The sequence below is a fragment of the Zavarzinia sp. CC-PAN008 genome (assembly GCF_051903925.1).
Classification (GTDB): Bacteria; Pseudomonadota; Alphaproteobacteria; order Zavarziniales; family Zavarziniaceae.
On the sequence record NZ_CP173678.1, the window covers coordinates 407419 to 421336 of the forward strand.

A 13918-nucleotide genomic window follows, 5' to 3' on the forward strand; every position below is an offset into this window, starting at 1 on the left:
ATCCGAAGCGGGCTTTGGCCGCCGCTGGATCATGCCTTTCCAGCGGAACCCTTATCCCATGCTCGATCCCTTGCGCCCACGTCCCGCCGGGACGTGGTCCCTCGGCCTGGTGCCGGCCCTTTTCCTGATGGCCCCGTTCGACGTCCTTGCCTCGCTGGGCATGGACATCTATCTGCCCGTCGTGCCGGAGATGCCGGCCATCCTGGGCACGACACCCGGCGTCGTGCAGTTCACGCTGACGCTCTACATCCTGATGCTGGGCGTGGGGCAGGTGGTCTTCGGGCCGCTGTCCGACCGCATCGGGCGGCGGCCCGTGCTGCTGGGCGGGGCTTCCCTGTTCGCCGTGGCGTCCTTTGCCCTGGCCATGACGGGGGAGGCGGGACCGTTCCTGGTCCTCCGCACGCTCCAGGCGGTGGGGGCGGCGGCCATGCTGGTCGCCGTATTCGCGACGGTGCGCGATGCCTATGCCGGACGTGCCGAAAGTGCCGCGATCTATGGCCTGCTCAACGGCGTCCTGGCCTTCGTCCCCGCCCTGGGGCCCGTGGCGGGAGCGGCCATTGCCGATGCGGCCGGGTGGCGGACGATCTTCGTCCTGCTCGGGGTCCTGGCCCTGGTCCAGGGGCTGATCGCCCTGGCGGCGTGGCCGGAAACCCGTGCCGGCGGCCCGCCTCCCCGCACCGGCTTTGCCGCCATCCTGCGCAGCGGCGCGTTCTGGGCCTATACCCTGGCCTTCGGCACGGCCATGGGCACGTTCTTCGTCTTCCTGTCGAGCGCCCCGCGCGTCCTGATGGACAAGGCCGGCCTGGAGCGGATGACGTTCAGTCTGGCGTTCGCCAGCGTGGCCGTGGTGATGATCGTCGTCGCACGGCTGGCGCGGACGCGGATCGCCGCCTGGGGTACCGCAGGCAGCGTGCGGCGCGGCATGGGCCTGCTCGTGCTGGGCTCCGCCCTGCTCGCCGGCCTGCACGCCTGGGCGCCGGGAAGCGCCGCCGCCTTCGTCCTGCCGATGTGGGTGATGGCCGTGGGCATCGTCCTGGCAACGTCGGTCACGGCGAACGGTGCGCTGCAGGCGTTCGGCCATGTGGCCGGGGCGGCGGTCGCCCTGCACTTCTGCGCGCAGAGCGTGATCGTGGGCATCGCCGGCAGCGGGGCCGTGCTGCTGCTGGATGGGGGCACGGCATGGCCGCTGGCCGGGTTCGCATCCGTCATGCCGGTGCTGACGCTGCTGGCCCTGTCACGCCTGGACGGGTCGCGGGATTAGGGTGGGGCGGCCAGGCCGGGCCGTGCTACAGGGCGTCGCAGTCGTATCCCGGACCGCCCGTGCCATGGCCCTGATTCCCATAACGCCGCACCTGGCGATCGACGAGGCGGAGCTGGAGGAGAGCTTCATCCAGGCCTCCGGCCCCGGCGGGCAGAATGTCAACAAGCTGGCGACGGCGGTGCAGTTGCGCTTCGACGTGGCGCGCTCCCCATCGCTGCCCGATCCGGTGCGGCTGCGCCTGATCGACCTGGCCGGGCGCCGCCTGACCCAGGACGGCGTGATGGTCATCACCGCGCGCGAGCACCGCACCCAGGAACGCAACCGCCAGGCCGCGCGGGAGCGCCTGCTGGCGTTGATCCGCCAGGCCGTGCCCCCGCCGGTGCCGCGGCGCAAGACGCGCCCCACCCTGGCCAGCAAGGTCCGCCGGCTGGAGGCCAAGGGCGCCCGGTCCGCGGTCAAGAAGGCGCGCGGCCGCCCGCGCGAGGACTGACGGGCTCAGCCCCGGATGCCAAGCTCCGTCAGGTGCCGGCGGCACGTGGCGATGCGCCCGTCCAGGCGGGCAAGGTCGGCCCGGGCCTGGAGCAGGCGCTGCTCCAGGGCCTGATCGTCCAGCGGGCCGTTGCGCCACAGACGGACCTGCTTCAGCGCCAGGAACAGGACAAGGGGCAGCAGCCCCAGCATGGTCAGCGCCACACCCATGCCCAATGGCTCGGTACCGCCCGGCTCGGTCACGGTATTGATCGCGATGATGAAGGCGAGCACGACGGACGCGGCCGCCGTCTGGACCAGGACGATCAGCGTGCCGCGCAGGCCGATGCGGCGCGACTGACGGCGCAGGGCAATCCCGGCCCGGCGCAGTGCTGCCTCAAGGGCGGGCCGCTCGAGCTCGGCCTCGGCCAGGTCCTGCCGCAGCGCCTGCGGATCGGCGCCGCCGATGACGCCGAAACGACAGCCGCAATAGTCGCACAGCCAGTGTGCGCCCTCGACCCGGAACCCGGTCGCGGCGCAGCGGGGACAGGACAGGTCCGTCAGGGCCGGAGGCGGTTGCCCGATCGTCGTCGTCATTCCGCAACCTTTGCCCGTCCTGTGTGCCCCATGGTTCAGCGTCCCTGCCGGGCAGCGGGAATGTTGGTGGGCATCGCCGGCTCGGGCGGCGCGAGCAAGCCGGGGACGGACCCCGGTGATCCTGCCGGCCGGGCCGCAGGCTGGGCGGCGGGGACCGGCGCCGGGGGTGCCGGCGCCGCGGGCAGCGGTTCCACCGGATCGGCGGCCGTCGCCTCCACCATGAAGCTGCGCCAGATCCGCGCCGGCAGGGTGCCGCCCGTCACGCGGTTCATGGGCGTGTTGTCGTCATTGCCCAGCCAGACGGCGGTCACCAGGCGACTGGTATAGCCGACGAACCAGGCATCGCGGAAACCCTGGCTGGTCCCGGTCTTGCCGGCCGCGGGGCGGTCCAGGCGGGCCGCGCGGCCGGTGCCGTCGCGCACGACGCCGGCCAGCATCTGGTTGAGCTGCCCCGCCACCTGGAGCGACAAGACCCGCCCAGGGCCCCCGCCCTCCCGCCGGTAGAGGGTGGTGCCGGCCACGTTGCGGATCTCCACGATCGCATAGGGCCAAATGCCGGTGCCGCCATTGGCCGGCACGGCATAGGCGGCTGCCATCTCCAGCACGGTCGCCTCCGCGGTACCGAGCGCAATCGAGGCGTTCTCGGGAATGTCGGTGGTGATGCCCAGACGGCGCGCCATCGCGACAACGTTGGCGATGCCGATGTCCAGCGCGACCCGCACCGCGACGCGGTTGACGCTCCGCGCCACGGCCTGGGCCAGGGTCATCCGGCGGTCGGGACCGGGCTCGAAGTTCTCCGGGCTCCAGTCGCCGATCTTCAGCGCCTCGTCCCGCACGCTGGTCGACGGGGTGTAGCCTGCTTCAAGCGCCGCGGCGTAGACCATCAGCTTGAAGGTAGAGCCCGGCTGCCGCCGCGCATTGGTCGCGCGGTTGAAGGGGCTGTCGGCATAGGAGCGCCCGCCCACCAGCGCGCGCACGGCGCCATCGGTCGCCATGGCGACGACGGCGCCCTGCGTTGCCCCGGCCTCCTGCCCCTGCTGGTCAAGGCCGGCGCGCAGCGCGGTCTCCGCCTCGCGCTGAAGGCGGGGGTCCAGGGTGGTCAGCACGACCAAGTCCCCGGCATCGGCGCCGACATGCTCGGGCACCTGATCCAGGACATAGTCGGCGAAGTAGCGCGCCTCCTGGCTGGTCGGCCGGCGCGCCAGGGTGGCCGGATTGCGCTTGGCCGAGTCGGCGTCGGCGACGGTGATGAAGCCGGCATCGACCATGCCGTCCAGGACGACGGCAGCGCGCGCCCGCGCCGCGTCCAGGTCGTTGGTCGGCGCCAGCCGGCTGGGAGCCTTCAACAGGCCGGCCAGCATCGCCGCCTCCGGCAATGTCACCTGGCGGGCGGAGTGGCCAAAATAGCGCCAGGACGCGGCGTCGACGCCGTAGGCCCCGGCGCCCAGATAGACGCGGTTCAGGTACAGTTCAAGGATCTGCTCCTTGCTGAACTTGCGTTCCAGCCAGATCGCCAGGATCGCCTCCTGGATCTTGCGCGAGAGCGAGCGCTCCGGCGTCAGGAAGACGTTCTTGGCCAGCTGCTGCGTGATCGTGCTGCCGCCCTGGACCAGGGCGCCCCGGCTGACATTGGTGACGATCGCCCGGGCCAGGCCCAGCACGTCGAAGCCGAAATGATTGAAGAAGCGCCGGTCCTCGGTCGCCAGCACGGCCTGGGCCATGACCGGCGGCAGGTCGCGCAGGCCCAGCGCCTCGCCATAGAGGTCGCCGACGGTCGCGAAGGTGGAACCGTCGGCCGCGACCAGCTTCACCGTCGGGTTGCGCTGGATGGCGCCCAGGCGAGAGATTCCCGGCAGGTCCCAGGCGTAGTAGGTGACGACCCCGCCGACCAGGATCACGCACCAGACAAAGCCGACCGCCAGCCAGTAGAGGATGCCGCGCCCCTTCCGCTTCGGCGCTCCGGATGGCGGCTTGCGCCCACCCTTGGGCGGCAGCGGCCGAGGGCGCGCGGGTCGCCCGCTCGGCGTGACCCGCTCTCCCGCGATCAGTGGCCGCGCCGGGCGACTGCCCTTGCCTGAACTGCCTACCGGGCGGGCCACACCGAGCCTCGAAGATCACACCCCCTCCCCCCGCGAGGGGAGAAGGTGCTGCCGGAGGACAAGGCCCGGGTCCTACGCATCACGTCCGCCGCGGGGCCACCTGGCCGTCAGACGTCGAGGTTGGCGACGTTGAGGGCGTTGTCCTGGATGAACTCGCGGCGTGGCTCGACGACGTCGCCCATCAGCTTGGAAAACATCTCGTCGGCGGTGTCGGCATGCTCGACCCGGACCTGGAGCAGGGTGCGCGCCGAGGGGTCGAGCGTGGTCTGCCACAACTGCTCGGCATTCATCTCGCCCAGGCCCTTGTAGCGGGTCAGGGTGATGCCCTTGCGTCCCGCCTCCAGCACGGCCTCCAGCAGGGCCTTGGGCGAGGCGATGGCCGTGCGCAGGTCGCGCCGTTCCAGGACCGCCGACTGGTCATAGACGTCGGCCAGTTCCGCCCGCATGTCCATCAGGCGGCGGGCTTCGCCACTGCGCATCAGGGCCGCGTCCAGGGTCAGGCGCTCGGTCACGCCACGCACTTCGCGCATCAGCGCATAGCCATTGCCGGGCCGGGCCTCGCTGCGCCAGCCGCGCTCGCTCTCAGGCGCCTGGGCATTGAAGCGGGTCGCCAGCAATTCGCCCTTCGCCGCCAATGCCTCGACATCGCCCAGCAGCGCGGGATCGAGGGCGCCGATGATCGCCGCCTGCTCGATCAGGGCCTGCGGATAGCGCTTGGACGCATTGGCCAGCAGGTGGTCGATCTGGCGCGCGCGCTCCACGATCTGCCGCAGGTCGGCGCCGGAGCGTTGCGCGCCGTCGCCCAGGACCAGGGTCGCATCATTGACGCCAGATTCGATCAGGTAGTCCTCAAGCGCCCGCTGGTCCTTCAGGTAGAGTTCCTGCTTGCCCCTCGTCAGCTTGAACAGGGGAGCCTGGGCGATATAGATGTAGCCCGCATCGATCAGCTCGGGCATCTGGCGATAGAAGAACGTCAGAAGCAGCGTGCGGATATGCGCGCCGTCCACGTCGGCATCGGTCATGATGACGATCTTGTGGTACCGCGCCTTGCCGATGTCGAATCCGCCATCGCGGCCGATGCCCGTGCCCAGCGCCGTGATCAGCGTTCCCACCTCGGCATTGGACAGCATCTTGTCCACGCGGGCGCGCTCCACGTTCAGGATCTTGCCCTTGATCGGCAGGACCGCCTGGAACTTGCGGTCGCGGCCGCCCTTGGCGGTGCCGCCGGCGCTGTCGCCCTCGACGATCAGCAACTCGCACAAGGCGGGATCGCGCTCCTGGCAGTCGGCGAGCTTGCCCGGCAGGTTCGAGACGTCGAGCGGACTCTTGCGCCGGGTCATCTCGCGCGCCTTGCGCGCGGCCTCGCGCGCGGCGGCGGCCTCGCACACCTTGCCCACGATGGCCTTGGCCTCGGCCGGGTGTTCCTCGAACCACTGGGCCAGCTTGTCGCCGACCAGCGCCTCGACCACCGGCCGCACCTCGGACGAGACGAGCTTGTCCTTGGTCTGGCTGGAGAAGCTGGGCTGCGGCACCTTCACCGACAGGACGGCAGTCAGGCCTTCGCGCGCATCATCGCCCGCCAGCGTCACCTTCTCGCGCTTGGCGATGCCGCTTTCGTTGGCATAGGCGTTCACGGTCCGGGTCAGGGCCGCGCGAAATCCGGCCAGGTGGGTGCCGCCGTCGCGCTGCGGAATGTTGTTGGTGAAGCAGTAGACCGATTCCGAATAGGCGTCGTTCCACCACAGGGCGCACTGGACTGTGATGTTGTCGCGGCTCGCGTCGATGTAGATCGGCTCCTTGACGAGGGGAGTGCGCGCCTTGTCCAGGTATTGGACGAACGCCTTGACCCCACCCTCATAGAACAGGTCGACCAGGCGCGGCTCGATCCCGCGCTGGTCCTCCAGCACGATGCGGACGCCGGAATTCAGGAAGGCCAGTTCGCGCAGCCGGTGCTCCAGCGTCTCGAACGAGAATTCGGTCTGGCTGAACGTCTGGGCCGAGGGATTGAAGGTGATCTCGGAGCCGGTCTGCGGCCCGGCATTCTCGTTGACGACGGCGAGGGGGGCGACCGCCTCGCCATGGCGGAAGACGACGTGATGCTCGCGCCCACCGCGCCAGATGCGCAATTGCAGCTCCGACGACAGCGCGTTGACCACCGACACGCCGACGCCATGCAGGCCGCCCGACACCTTGTAGGTGTTCTCGTCGAACTTACCGCCGGCGTGGAGCTGGGTCATGATGACCTCGGCCGCGGACGCGCCCTCGCTGGCCATGATGTCGGTCGGGATGCCGCGGCCATTGTCGCGTACGGTGACCGAGCCATCGGCGTTCAGGCGGACCAGGATGCGATCGCAATAGCCGGCCAGCGCCTCGTCGATCGCGTTGTCCACGACCTCGTACACCATGTGGTGCAGGCCGGAGCCGTCATGGACGTCGCCGATGTACATGCCCGGCCGCTTGCGCACCGCGTCCAGGCCCTTGAGCACCTTGATCGCATCGGCGCCATAGGACTCGGCGCCCTCGCCCGCATGGCGCGACTGCTCGGCCTGCCGGGCGCTGGCGCTTTCGGGTGTCTCGGGCGCCTGGGGATCCTCCGGCATCTCGGGCACGTCAGCCATGGGCCGCCTCCACCCGCACAAGGCCGCCCTGGACCTGAAAGTGCTGCGCATCGAGCCCGGCGAACAGGGCCGCATCCGTGCCGGTCAGGAACGCCTGCAGGCCAAGGGCCGTCAGGGCATCGAACAGCGCCGTCCGGCGCAGGGAATCCAGGTGAGCCACAACCTCGTCCAACAACAGGACGGGCGCGGGGCGCCCGCCGTCTCCAGAGTGTCGGCCGGACGCCGCGCGGGCTGCGCGGGCGTCGGCCAGGATGATCGCGATCAGCAGCGCCTTCTGCTCGCCGGTCGAGCATTGCGGGGCCGCGCGCCCGGTGCCGCCATGCACGGCGACCAGGTCACTGCGATGCGGACCGGCGGACGTCGTGCCGCTCTCGCCGTCGCGCACCCGGTTCGCGGCCAGGGCCGCGAGCAGCCGCCGCTCCGCCTCCAGCGCGTCGCCGCCGGCCGCCAGCATGCCCTCAGGCTCGCCCGCAAGGCTCAGGACAGCCTGGGGAAACGGGCCCGTCGCCGCCGCCATCGTGCCGTTCAGCCGGGCAATGCCGGCAACCCGCGCCAGCGCCACGGCGATGCCATGCCCCGCGATCTGCCGCTCGATGGCGTCGAGCCAGGCAGGATCGCGCCGGCCCTCGCGCAGGACGGCCTGGCGCTCGCGCACGGCCTTCTCATAGGCGGAGACGCGCCGGGCATGGGCCGGGTCATGGCCGAACACCAGCCGGTCCAGGAAGCGCCGCCGATCGGAGGCACCGTCCACGAACAGGCGGTCCATCTGCGGTGTCAGCCAGGCAATGCGCAGATGCTCGGCCAGGGCGCGCATCGTGCCGGCCGCCCCATCGATGCGGACCAGGCGCTTGTCGCCCCGTTCGTCCCGTCCGATCCCGGTGCCGACCGCCACCGGCCCCGCTTCCGTGTCGACCGTGGCGGCAACGGCCCAGGGCCCGCCGCCATCGCGCGACGCCTCGCCCGCGCGGATGGCGCGCAGGCCCCGCCCGGGACTGAGCAGGGAAATCGCCTCGAGCACATTGGTCTTGCCGGCGCCATTGGGCCCGGTCAGCACCACAGGACGGCCGTCGAGCTCCAGGTCGGTGCGGGCGTGGTTGCGGAATTCGGTCAGCGTCAGGCGACGCAACCGGCCCGGCGGCGCATCGTCGATCCCCTCGCCCGCCGTCAACCGCTCCAGCACAAGACCCATGATCAGACGCGCATCGGCATCAGAACGTAGAGCGCCGTCTCGTCCTCGGAATCCCGCACCAGGGTGGGAGCGACCGGATCGGCCAGGACAAAGCGCGCCGTCTCGCTGTCGATCTGCGCAGTAATGTCGAGGAGATAGCGCGCGTTGAAGCCGATTTCCAGCGGGTCGGCGCGATAGGTCGCAGCCAGTTCCTCGGAAGCGGAGCCCTGGTCTGGGCTGGTCACGGTCAGCAGCACGCGGTCGGTGTCCAGCGCCAGCTTCACCGCCCGCGTCTTCTCCGACGTGATCGAGGACACGCGGTCGACGGCCTGGGCAAAGGCCTTGGCGTCGACCTCCAGCACCTTGTCGTTGGCGGTGGGGATGACGCGGGAATATTCGGGGAAGGTGCCGTCGATCAGCTTCGAGGTCAGCGTGACGCCATCCAGCGTGAAGCGGATCTTGGTCTCCGACAGGGTCACGACGACGTCGCCCTGGCACTCGTCCAGCAGCTTGCGCACCTCCTGCACCGCCTTGCGCGGCACGATCACGCCCGGAATGCCGGACGCCCCCTCCGGCAGCGGCAGCTGGATGCGGGCCAGGCGATGGCCATCGGTCGCAACCCCGCGCAGCACCTGCATGCCATCGACCTCCATCGCGTGGAGATAGATGCCGTTGAGGTAGTAGCGCGTCTCCTCGGTCGAGATGGCGAAGCGCGTCTTGTCGATCAGGTCGCGCAGGCTGCCTGCGGCAATGGCGAAACGGTGCGGCAGGGCCCCGTCGGTCATTACCGGAAAATCTTCCCGCGGGAGGCAGGTCAGCGCGAAGCGCGAGCGACCGGCGCTCAGCACCAGGCGGCCGCCGCCCTCGTCCGCCTTGTAGGTCAGTTCGACCTCGGCCCCGTCGGGCAGCTTGCGCACGATGTCGAACAGGGTATGGGCGGGGGCCGTGGTGGCGCCCGGCGTGCGCACCTCTGCCCCTACGTCCTCGACGATGGACAGGTCGAGGTCGGTCGCGGTCAGGCTCAGCTTGCCGGCGCTCGCCTCGATCAGGACGTTGGACAGGATGGGGATCGTATTGCGCCGCTCGACCACCGAATGGACATGGCTGAGCGTCCGGAGAAGTGCGCCGCGTTCAATCGTCAGTCTCATGCCTTGCGCTCTTGCCCTCGTCCCGCGCCCTCGCTCCGGGGGCGGAATGCCGGTGCCTGGCATCGGGGCATGCAGGTGCCGCCCGACGCACCGGAGGCGTGGCGTGATTTGTCGTCCCCCGGCCGGATACACTAGCAGAACCGGCCCGCATGCGACAGCAATCGCGCGATGCCAGGGCCAGGCCCCCCTCGCCGTCGCTCAGCTTTCCAGGCTGCGGCGGAGCATCTCGACATCGGCGCCGAAGGCGGTGTCCGTCTCGCTCAGTTCCTGGATGCGGGTGCACGCGTGCATGACCGTCGTATGGTCGCGATTACCGAACTTGCGCCCGATCTCCGGCAGCGACCGGCTGGTCAGCTGCTTGGACAGGTACATGGCGACCTGGCGCGGCCGGGCGACGACCCGGGCCCGGCGGGACGAGGTCATGTCCATCATGCGGATGGAGTAGAACTCCGCCACCCGGCGCTGGATCTCCTCGATCGTCACCTGCTTGGGCGCATTCGCGCGCAACAGGTCGGCCAGCACGTCGCGCACCATGTCCAGCGTGATCTGCCGGCCGACCAGGTCGGCGTGGGCCAGCACGCGGGTCAGCGCTCCCTCCAGGTCGCGGATATTGGAGCTGATCCGCCGGGCCAGGAATTCCGTGATCTCGGGCGCGATCGCGCGGGACTGGGCGGCCAGCTTGGTCTCGAGCACCGCCAGGCGAAGCTCGTAGTCGGTCTGGTGGATGTCGGCGACCAGGCCCCAGCCCAGGCGCGAGCGGATGCGGTCCTCGATCCCCTTGAGATCGGACGGGCTGCGATCGGCCGAGATCACGACCTGCCGCTGGTGGTCGACCAGGGCGTTGAACGTGTGGAAGAACTCTTCCTGGGTCGCGTCCTTGTCGGCCAGGAACTGGACGTCGTCGACCATCAGCACGTCCGTCTCGCGGAACTGCTGCTTGAACGACATGGTGTCCTTGTGCCGCAGGGCGCGGATGAACTGGTACATGAACTTCTCGGCGGTGATGTAGATCACCCGCCGGCTGGGATGGTGCGTCCGGATGTGCCAGGCGATGGCATGCATCAGGTGTGTCTTGCCCAGGCCCACGCCCCCATAGAGGTAGAGCGGGTTGAACTTGACCTCCTGCCCCTCCGCCACGCGACGGGCGGCAGCGAGGGCCAGTTCGTTCGACTTGCCCTGCACGAAATTGTCGAAGGTGAAGCGGTTGTCGAGCGGCGCGTGCAGGTCGCGCTCGGCGCAGGCCCCCTCCTCGCGCGGCTCGGCGGCCGCGTGCAGCAGGTGCGGCTCCGCCTGGTCGTCGATCGCGGGATCCCGGCGGGGCGAGCGCTGCGGCGCCTGCAGCACGGGCGGAACAACCGGCTCCTGCGCGGTGCGCGACGACACCGGCGCCTGGACCGTCACGCCGCCGGGGCTTGCCGGCTGCGGCGGGGGCGGCGTGGCGGGCCCCACTTCCAGTTCCAGGGCGCTGATCGCGCGGCTGGAATGACGCCAATGGGCCAGCAGGCGGTCATGGTAGTGCGAGCTGATATGGTCGCGCATGAAGCGCGAGGGCGCGCGCAGCAGGATGCAGCTGCCCCGCAGGCCGCCCAGGCCAAGCGGGCGGATCCAGGAGTTGAAGACGCTGTCGCCCAGTTCGGTCTTGAGGCGGCCGCGCACCTCGACCCAGAACTGCGCGATGCGCTCCGCGGTATCGGCGTCCACGGCGTCGGACAGGTCGGTCATCTGGCGTTCCAAGGCGCGCTGTCCAGCCATCAAGACTGGATCCAGGGCAGGCCTGCCGCCTTCCACCCGGATACATGGCCACGCTGGCGCGCGCCGTCGAGGTCGCCCTCGAACCCGCCCGCGACATTGTGCGCCCGCGTGAAACCAGCCTGGGTTGCGGCAATCGCCGCCGCGCGGGAGCGCACGCCCGACCGGCACAGGAACAGGATGGGGGCGTCGTGCGGCATGCCCATCTCGTGCAGGCGCTGGGTGAACTGCGGATCGACGGCCATGCTGGGAAAGACCTGCCAGGACAGGCGCACGACCGGCTTGCCCAGGGCGGAGAGGTCCGGCAGGCCCACATAGGCCCATTCGGCATCGGTGCGGACGTCGACCAGGACGGCACGGGAATCGTCGCTCAGCAGGCCCCAGGCATCCTTGACGCTGATATCGCCTGCATACATGCCATCAACCCCCAGGTCCTGCATCCGACCGAGCAAGGCCAGATTTTTAAGCGGTCTTCCAATCAACGGGAAGTCTGAATCTGACTCATCACACCTTGGTTACAGAATTATAAAAGTAATCAAAGCGACATTGGCATTAATACCAATGAAGCAAGGCCGATTTAGACTGTTGATTGATTTGACTTTAGGCGGCAGCGCCACGGGAGCCATGGGCTGCGGCTGGAAGGCAGGATAACAAACCTGTCTCCGCGATCAACCGGTCCGAAGGGGGAACGTCACAACATAGCAACATTCGCAAAGGCCGCGACGCCGCGCGATGCAAAACGGGACCGGCCGGCGCGCCTTGCGGGACGGGTGCCGCATGCGCCCGCCGCAAACGAGAAGGGGCCGCGCAGGCTTCCCCGCGCGGCCCCTTCGACGTGCCGATGCTCAGGCGCTGGGCGGAACCGCCAGGGCCTTCACGCGCTTGGCCAGGCGCGACACCTTGCGCGAAGCCGTGTTCTGATGGAGCACGCCGCGGGTGACGCCGCGCATGATCTCCGGCTCCGCCGCGCGAAGCGCCTCCCGTGCCGCGCCGGCATCGCCGGTGGCGAGCGCCGCCTCAACCTTCTTGATGAAGGTCCGGATACGACTGACGCGTGCACGGTTGACTGCGGTACGCCGTTCGTTGCTGCGGACCCGCTTCTTGGCGGATTCGGTATTGGCCATGACTCGATCGGATCCAGGTCTAGACAGAATTTCGAAGGGCGGTACCTAGCACCGCGTGTGCCGCCGGGTCAAGGAAGGTCGGTGATTCCGGCACGTCTTTGCGACAAGGCTGTCCTGCCCCGGCCGCACCCGCCCATCCTGCCGGGCCTTCTCCCCCTTGTACTGGCGCCCGCCATCTCGAACTCTTTGGTCGAGATTGCGGCATGCCGGGCTGCCACGGGCATCCGGGTGGGCCACCGGCGCCAGGGGAGACTGGACATGGCAGCGGACCGTCAACTGCACCTGGGCGCCTTCATGCGGCCCGCCAGCATCCATACCGGCGCCTGGCGCTATCCCGGCGCCTTCCCGGACGCCAACTTCAACCTGTCCCACATGGTCCGCTTCGCCCAGACACTGGAGCGGGGCTGTTTCGACGCCTTCTTCATGGCCGACCATCTGGCGGTGCTGAACATGCCGGTGGAGGCGCTGAAGCGCAGCCACACGGTCACGTCGTTCGATCCGCTGACCCTGCTGCCAGCGCTTGCCATGGTGACGCGGCATCTGGGCCTGATCGCCACGGCATCGACGACGTTCGAGCCGCCTTACCTGATCGCGCGGCGCTTCGCGTCGCTGGACCATATCAGCGGCGGGCGCGCCGCCTGGAACGTGGTCACCACGTCGAACCCCGATGCCGCGCTGAACTTCGGCATGGACGACCACATGCCCCATGACGAGCGCTATGCCCGCGCGCGCGAGTTCGTGGACGTGGTGACAGGCCTGTGGGACAGCTTCGCCGACGACGCCTTCATCCGCGACGTGGAGAGCGGCATCTTCATGGATCCGGCGAAGATGCACGTCCTTGACCACAAGGGGGCCTACCTCTCGGTCCGGGGTCCGCTCAACATCGCGCGGCCGGTCCAGGGCTGGCCCGTCATCGTCCAGGCCGGCGCGTCGGAGCCCGGGCGGCAGCTGGCGGCCGAGACGGCGGAGATGATCTTCGGCGCCTCCTCGACGCTGGCCGAGGGCAAGAGCTTCTATGCCGACGTGAAGGGGCGGATGCGCCGGCTGGGGCGCAATCCGGATCACCTGAAGATCCTGCCCGCGGCCTTCGTCGTGGTGGGTGACAGCCTGCAGGATGCCAAGGCCAAGCGCGCCCTGGTCGACAGCAAGGTGCACTACGCCAATGCCATCGCCTCGCTGTCGATCATGGTCGGGCACGATGTCAGCGGGGCCGATCCCGACGGGCCGCTGCCGGACCTGCCGCCGACCAACCAGTCGCGCAGCGCCCAGGAACGCGTGGTCGCCCTGGCCCGGCGCGAGGGCCTGACCGTGCGCCAGCTGGCCCAGCGGCTGGGCGGCTATGCGGGCCTGGCCTTCGTGGGCACGGCGCAGAGCATCGCCGACGAGATGCAGCAATGGCTGGAGGAGGAGGGTTCGGACGGGTTCAACATCATGTTCCCCTTCCTGCCGGCGGGCCTTGACGACTTCGTCGACCACGTCGTGCCCGAGCTGCAGCGCCGCGGCATCTTCCGCACGCGCTATCCCGGTCGCACCCTGCGCGACACGCTGGGCCTGCCCCGGCCGGAAAACCGCTTCTTCAAGGCGGCCGCGGCTGCGGCGCAATAGGCACGCCCCCGCGAAAAAATCGGAACCCGGGTCTCATTCAGGACAAGGAGTCACTTGCGTCGCGCCACCTTGCGCCTGCTT

At 69.6% G+C, this 13918-nt stretch carries 11 protein-coding genes; 3 read left to right on the forward strand and 8 right to left on the reverse strand.

Annotated elements, in window-relative coordinates; all coding sequences use genetic code 11:
- Positions 1–58 precede the first annotated feature (58 nt).
- Complete coding sequence (cml, locus tag ACI6GS_RS02070) at positions 59–1261, forward strand: CmlA/FloR family chloramphenicol efflux MFS transporter (RefSeq protein ID WP_439816114.1); 1203 nt, start codon at positions 59–61, stop codon at positions 1259–1261.
- 70 nt (positions 1262–1331) lie between these two features.
- Positions 1332–1751: an alternative ribosome rescue aminoacyl-tRNA hydrolase ArfB gene (gene arfB, locus ACI6GS_RS02075; protein WP_439817921.1), complete on the forward strand. Its 420-nt coding sequence runs from the start codon at positions 1332–1334 to the stop codon at positions 1749–1751.
- A 5-nt stretch (positions 1752–1756) separates the two neighbouring features.
- Here arfB and ACI6GS_RS02080 read toward each other — a convergent pair whose 3' ends face one another.
- The 8 genes from ACI6GS_RS02080 to rpsT form a co-directional block, all read right to left on the reverse strand.
- Positions 1757–2326, reverse strand: coding sequence for a hypothetical protein (locus ACI6GS_RS02080; RefSeq protein WP_439816115.1), 570 nt, complete (start codon positions 2324–2326; stop codon positions 1757–1759).
- 35 nt (positions 2327–2361) lie between these two features.
- Complete coding sequence (locus ACI6GS_RS02085) at positions 2362–4425, reverse strand: transglycosylase domain-containing protein (RefSeq protein WP_439816116.1); 2064 nt, start codon at positions 4423–4425, stop codon at positions 2362–2364.
- Positions 4426–4532: 107 nt separating this feature from the next.
- Positions 4533–7043, reverse strand: coding sequence for a DNA topoisomerase (ATP-hydrolyzing) subunit B (gyrB, locus tag ACI6GS_RS02090; RefSeq protein ID WP_439816117.1), 2511 nt, complete (start codon positions 7041–7043; stop codon positions 4533–4535).
- Entirely contained in the window at positions 7036–8232 is a 1197-nt protein-coding gene (recF, locus tag ACI6GS_RS02095; protein WP_439816118.1) for a DNA replication/repair protein RecF, read from the reverse strand. Before recF ends, gyrB begins: the two co-directional genes overlap by 8 nt.
- Before the next feature lie 2 nt (positions 8233–8234).
- The gene (dnaN, locus tag ACI6GS_RS02100; protein ID WP_439816119.1) at positions 8235–9359 is read right to left on the reverse strand and encodes a DNA polymerase III subunit beta; all 1125 of its coding nucleotides are present in this window, start codon (positions 9357–9359) and stop codon (positions 8235–8237) included.
- A 198-nt stretch (positions 9360–9557) separates the two neighbouring features.
- On the reverse strand, positions 9558–11111 hold the full coding sequence (gene dnaA, locus ACI6GS_RS02105) for a chromosomal replication initiator protein DnaA (RefSeq protein ID WP_439816120.1): 1554 nt from the start codon (positions 11109–11111) through the stop codon (positions 9558–9560).
- Positions 11111–11524, reverse strand: a complete 414-nt coding sequence (locus tag ACI6GS_RS02110; protein ID WP_439816121.1) for a rhodanese-like domain-containing protein — start codon at positions 11522–11524, stop codon at positions 11111–11113. Before ACI6GS_RS02110 ends, dnaA begins: the two co-directional genes overlap by 1 nt.
- A gap of 429 nt (positions 11525–11953) precedes the next feature.
- A complete protein-coding gene (gene rpsT, locus ACI6GS_RS02115; protein WP_439816122.1) occupies positions 11954–12232 on the reverse strand; it encodes a 30S ribosomal protein S20 in 279 nt (92 codons plus the stop codon).
- A gap of 258 nt (positions 12233–12490) precedes the next feature.
- Here rpsT and ACI6GS_RS02120 point away from each other — a divergent pair, with 258 nt between their 5' ends.
- Positions 12491–13837, forward strand: a complete 1347-nt coding sequence (locus tag ACI6GS_RS02120) for an LLM class flavin-dependent oxidoreductase (protein ID WP_439816123.1) — start codon at positions 12491–12493, stop codon at positions 13835–13837.
- Positions 13838–13918 lie beyond the last annotated feature (81 nt).

Excerpts from the sequence above, each read along its gene's own strand:
- cml (WP_439816114.1), top strand. The coding sequence starts at position 59 with ATGCTCGATCCCTTGCGCCCACGTCCCGCCGGGACGTGGTCCCTCGGC.
- ACI6GS_RS02080 (WP_439816115.1), bottom strand. The coding sequence starts at position 2,326 with ATGACGACGACGATCGGGCAACCGCCTCCGGCCCTGACGGACCTGTCC.
- gyrB (WP_439816117.1), bottom strand. The coding sequence starts at position 7,043 with ATGGCTGACGTGCCCGAGATGCCGGAGGATCCCCAGGCGCCCGAGACA.
- recF (WP_439816118.1), bottom strand. The coding sequence starts at position 8,232 with ATGGGTCTTGTGCTGGAGCGGTTGACGGCGGGCGAGGGGATCGACGAT.
- dnaN (WP_439816119.1), bottom strand. The coding sequence starts at position 9,359 with ATGAGACTGACGATTGAACGCGGCGCACTTCTCCGGACGCTCAGCCAT.
- dnaA (WP_439816120.1), bottom strand. The coding sequence starts at position 11,111 with ATGGCTGGACAGCGCGCCTTGGAACGCCAGATGACCGACCTGTCCGAC.
- ACI6GS_RS02110 (WP_439816121.1), bottom strand. The coding sequence starts at position 11,524 with ATGTATGCAGGCGATATCAGCGTCAAGGATGCCTGGGGCCTGCTGAGC.
- rpsT (WP_439816122.1), bottom strand. The coding sequence starts at position 12,232 with ATGGCCAATACCGAATCCGCCAAGAAGCGGGTCCGCAGCAACGAACGG.
- ACI6GS_RS02120 (WP_439816123.1), top strand. The coding sequence starts at position 12,491 with ATGGCAGCGGACCGTCAACTGCACCTGGGCGCCTTCATGCGGCCCGCC.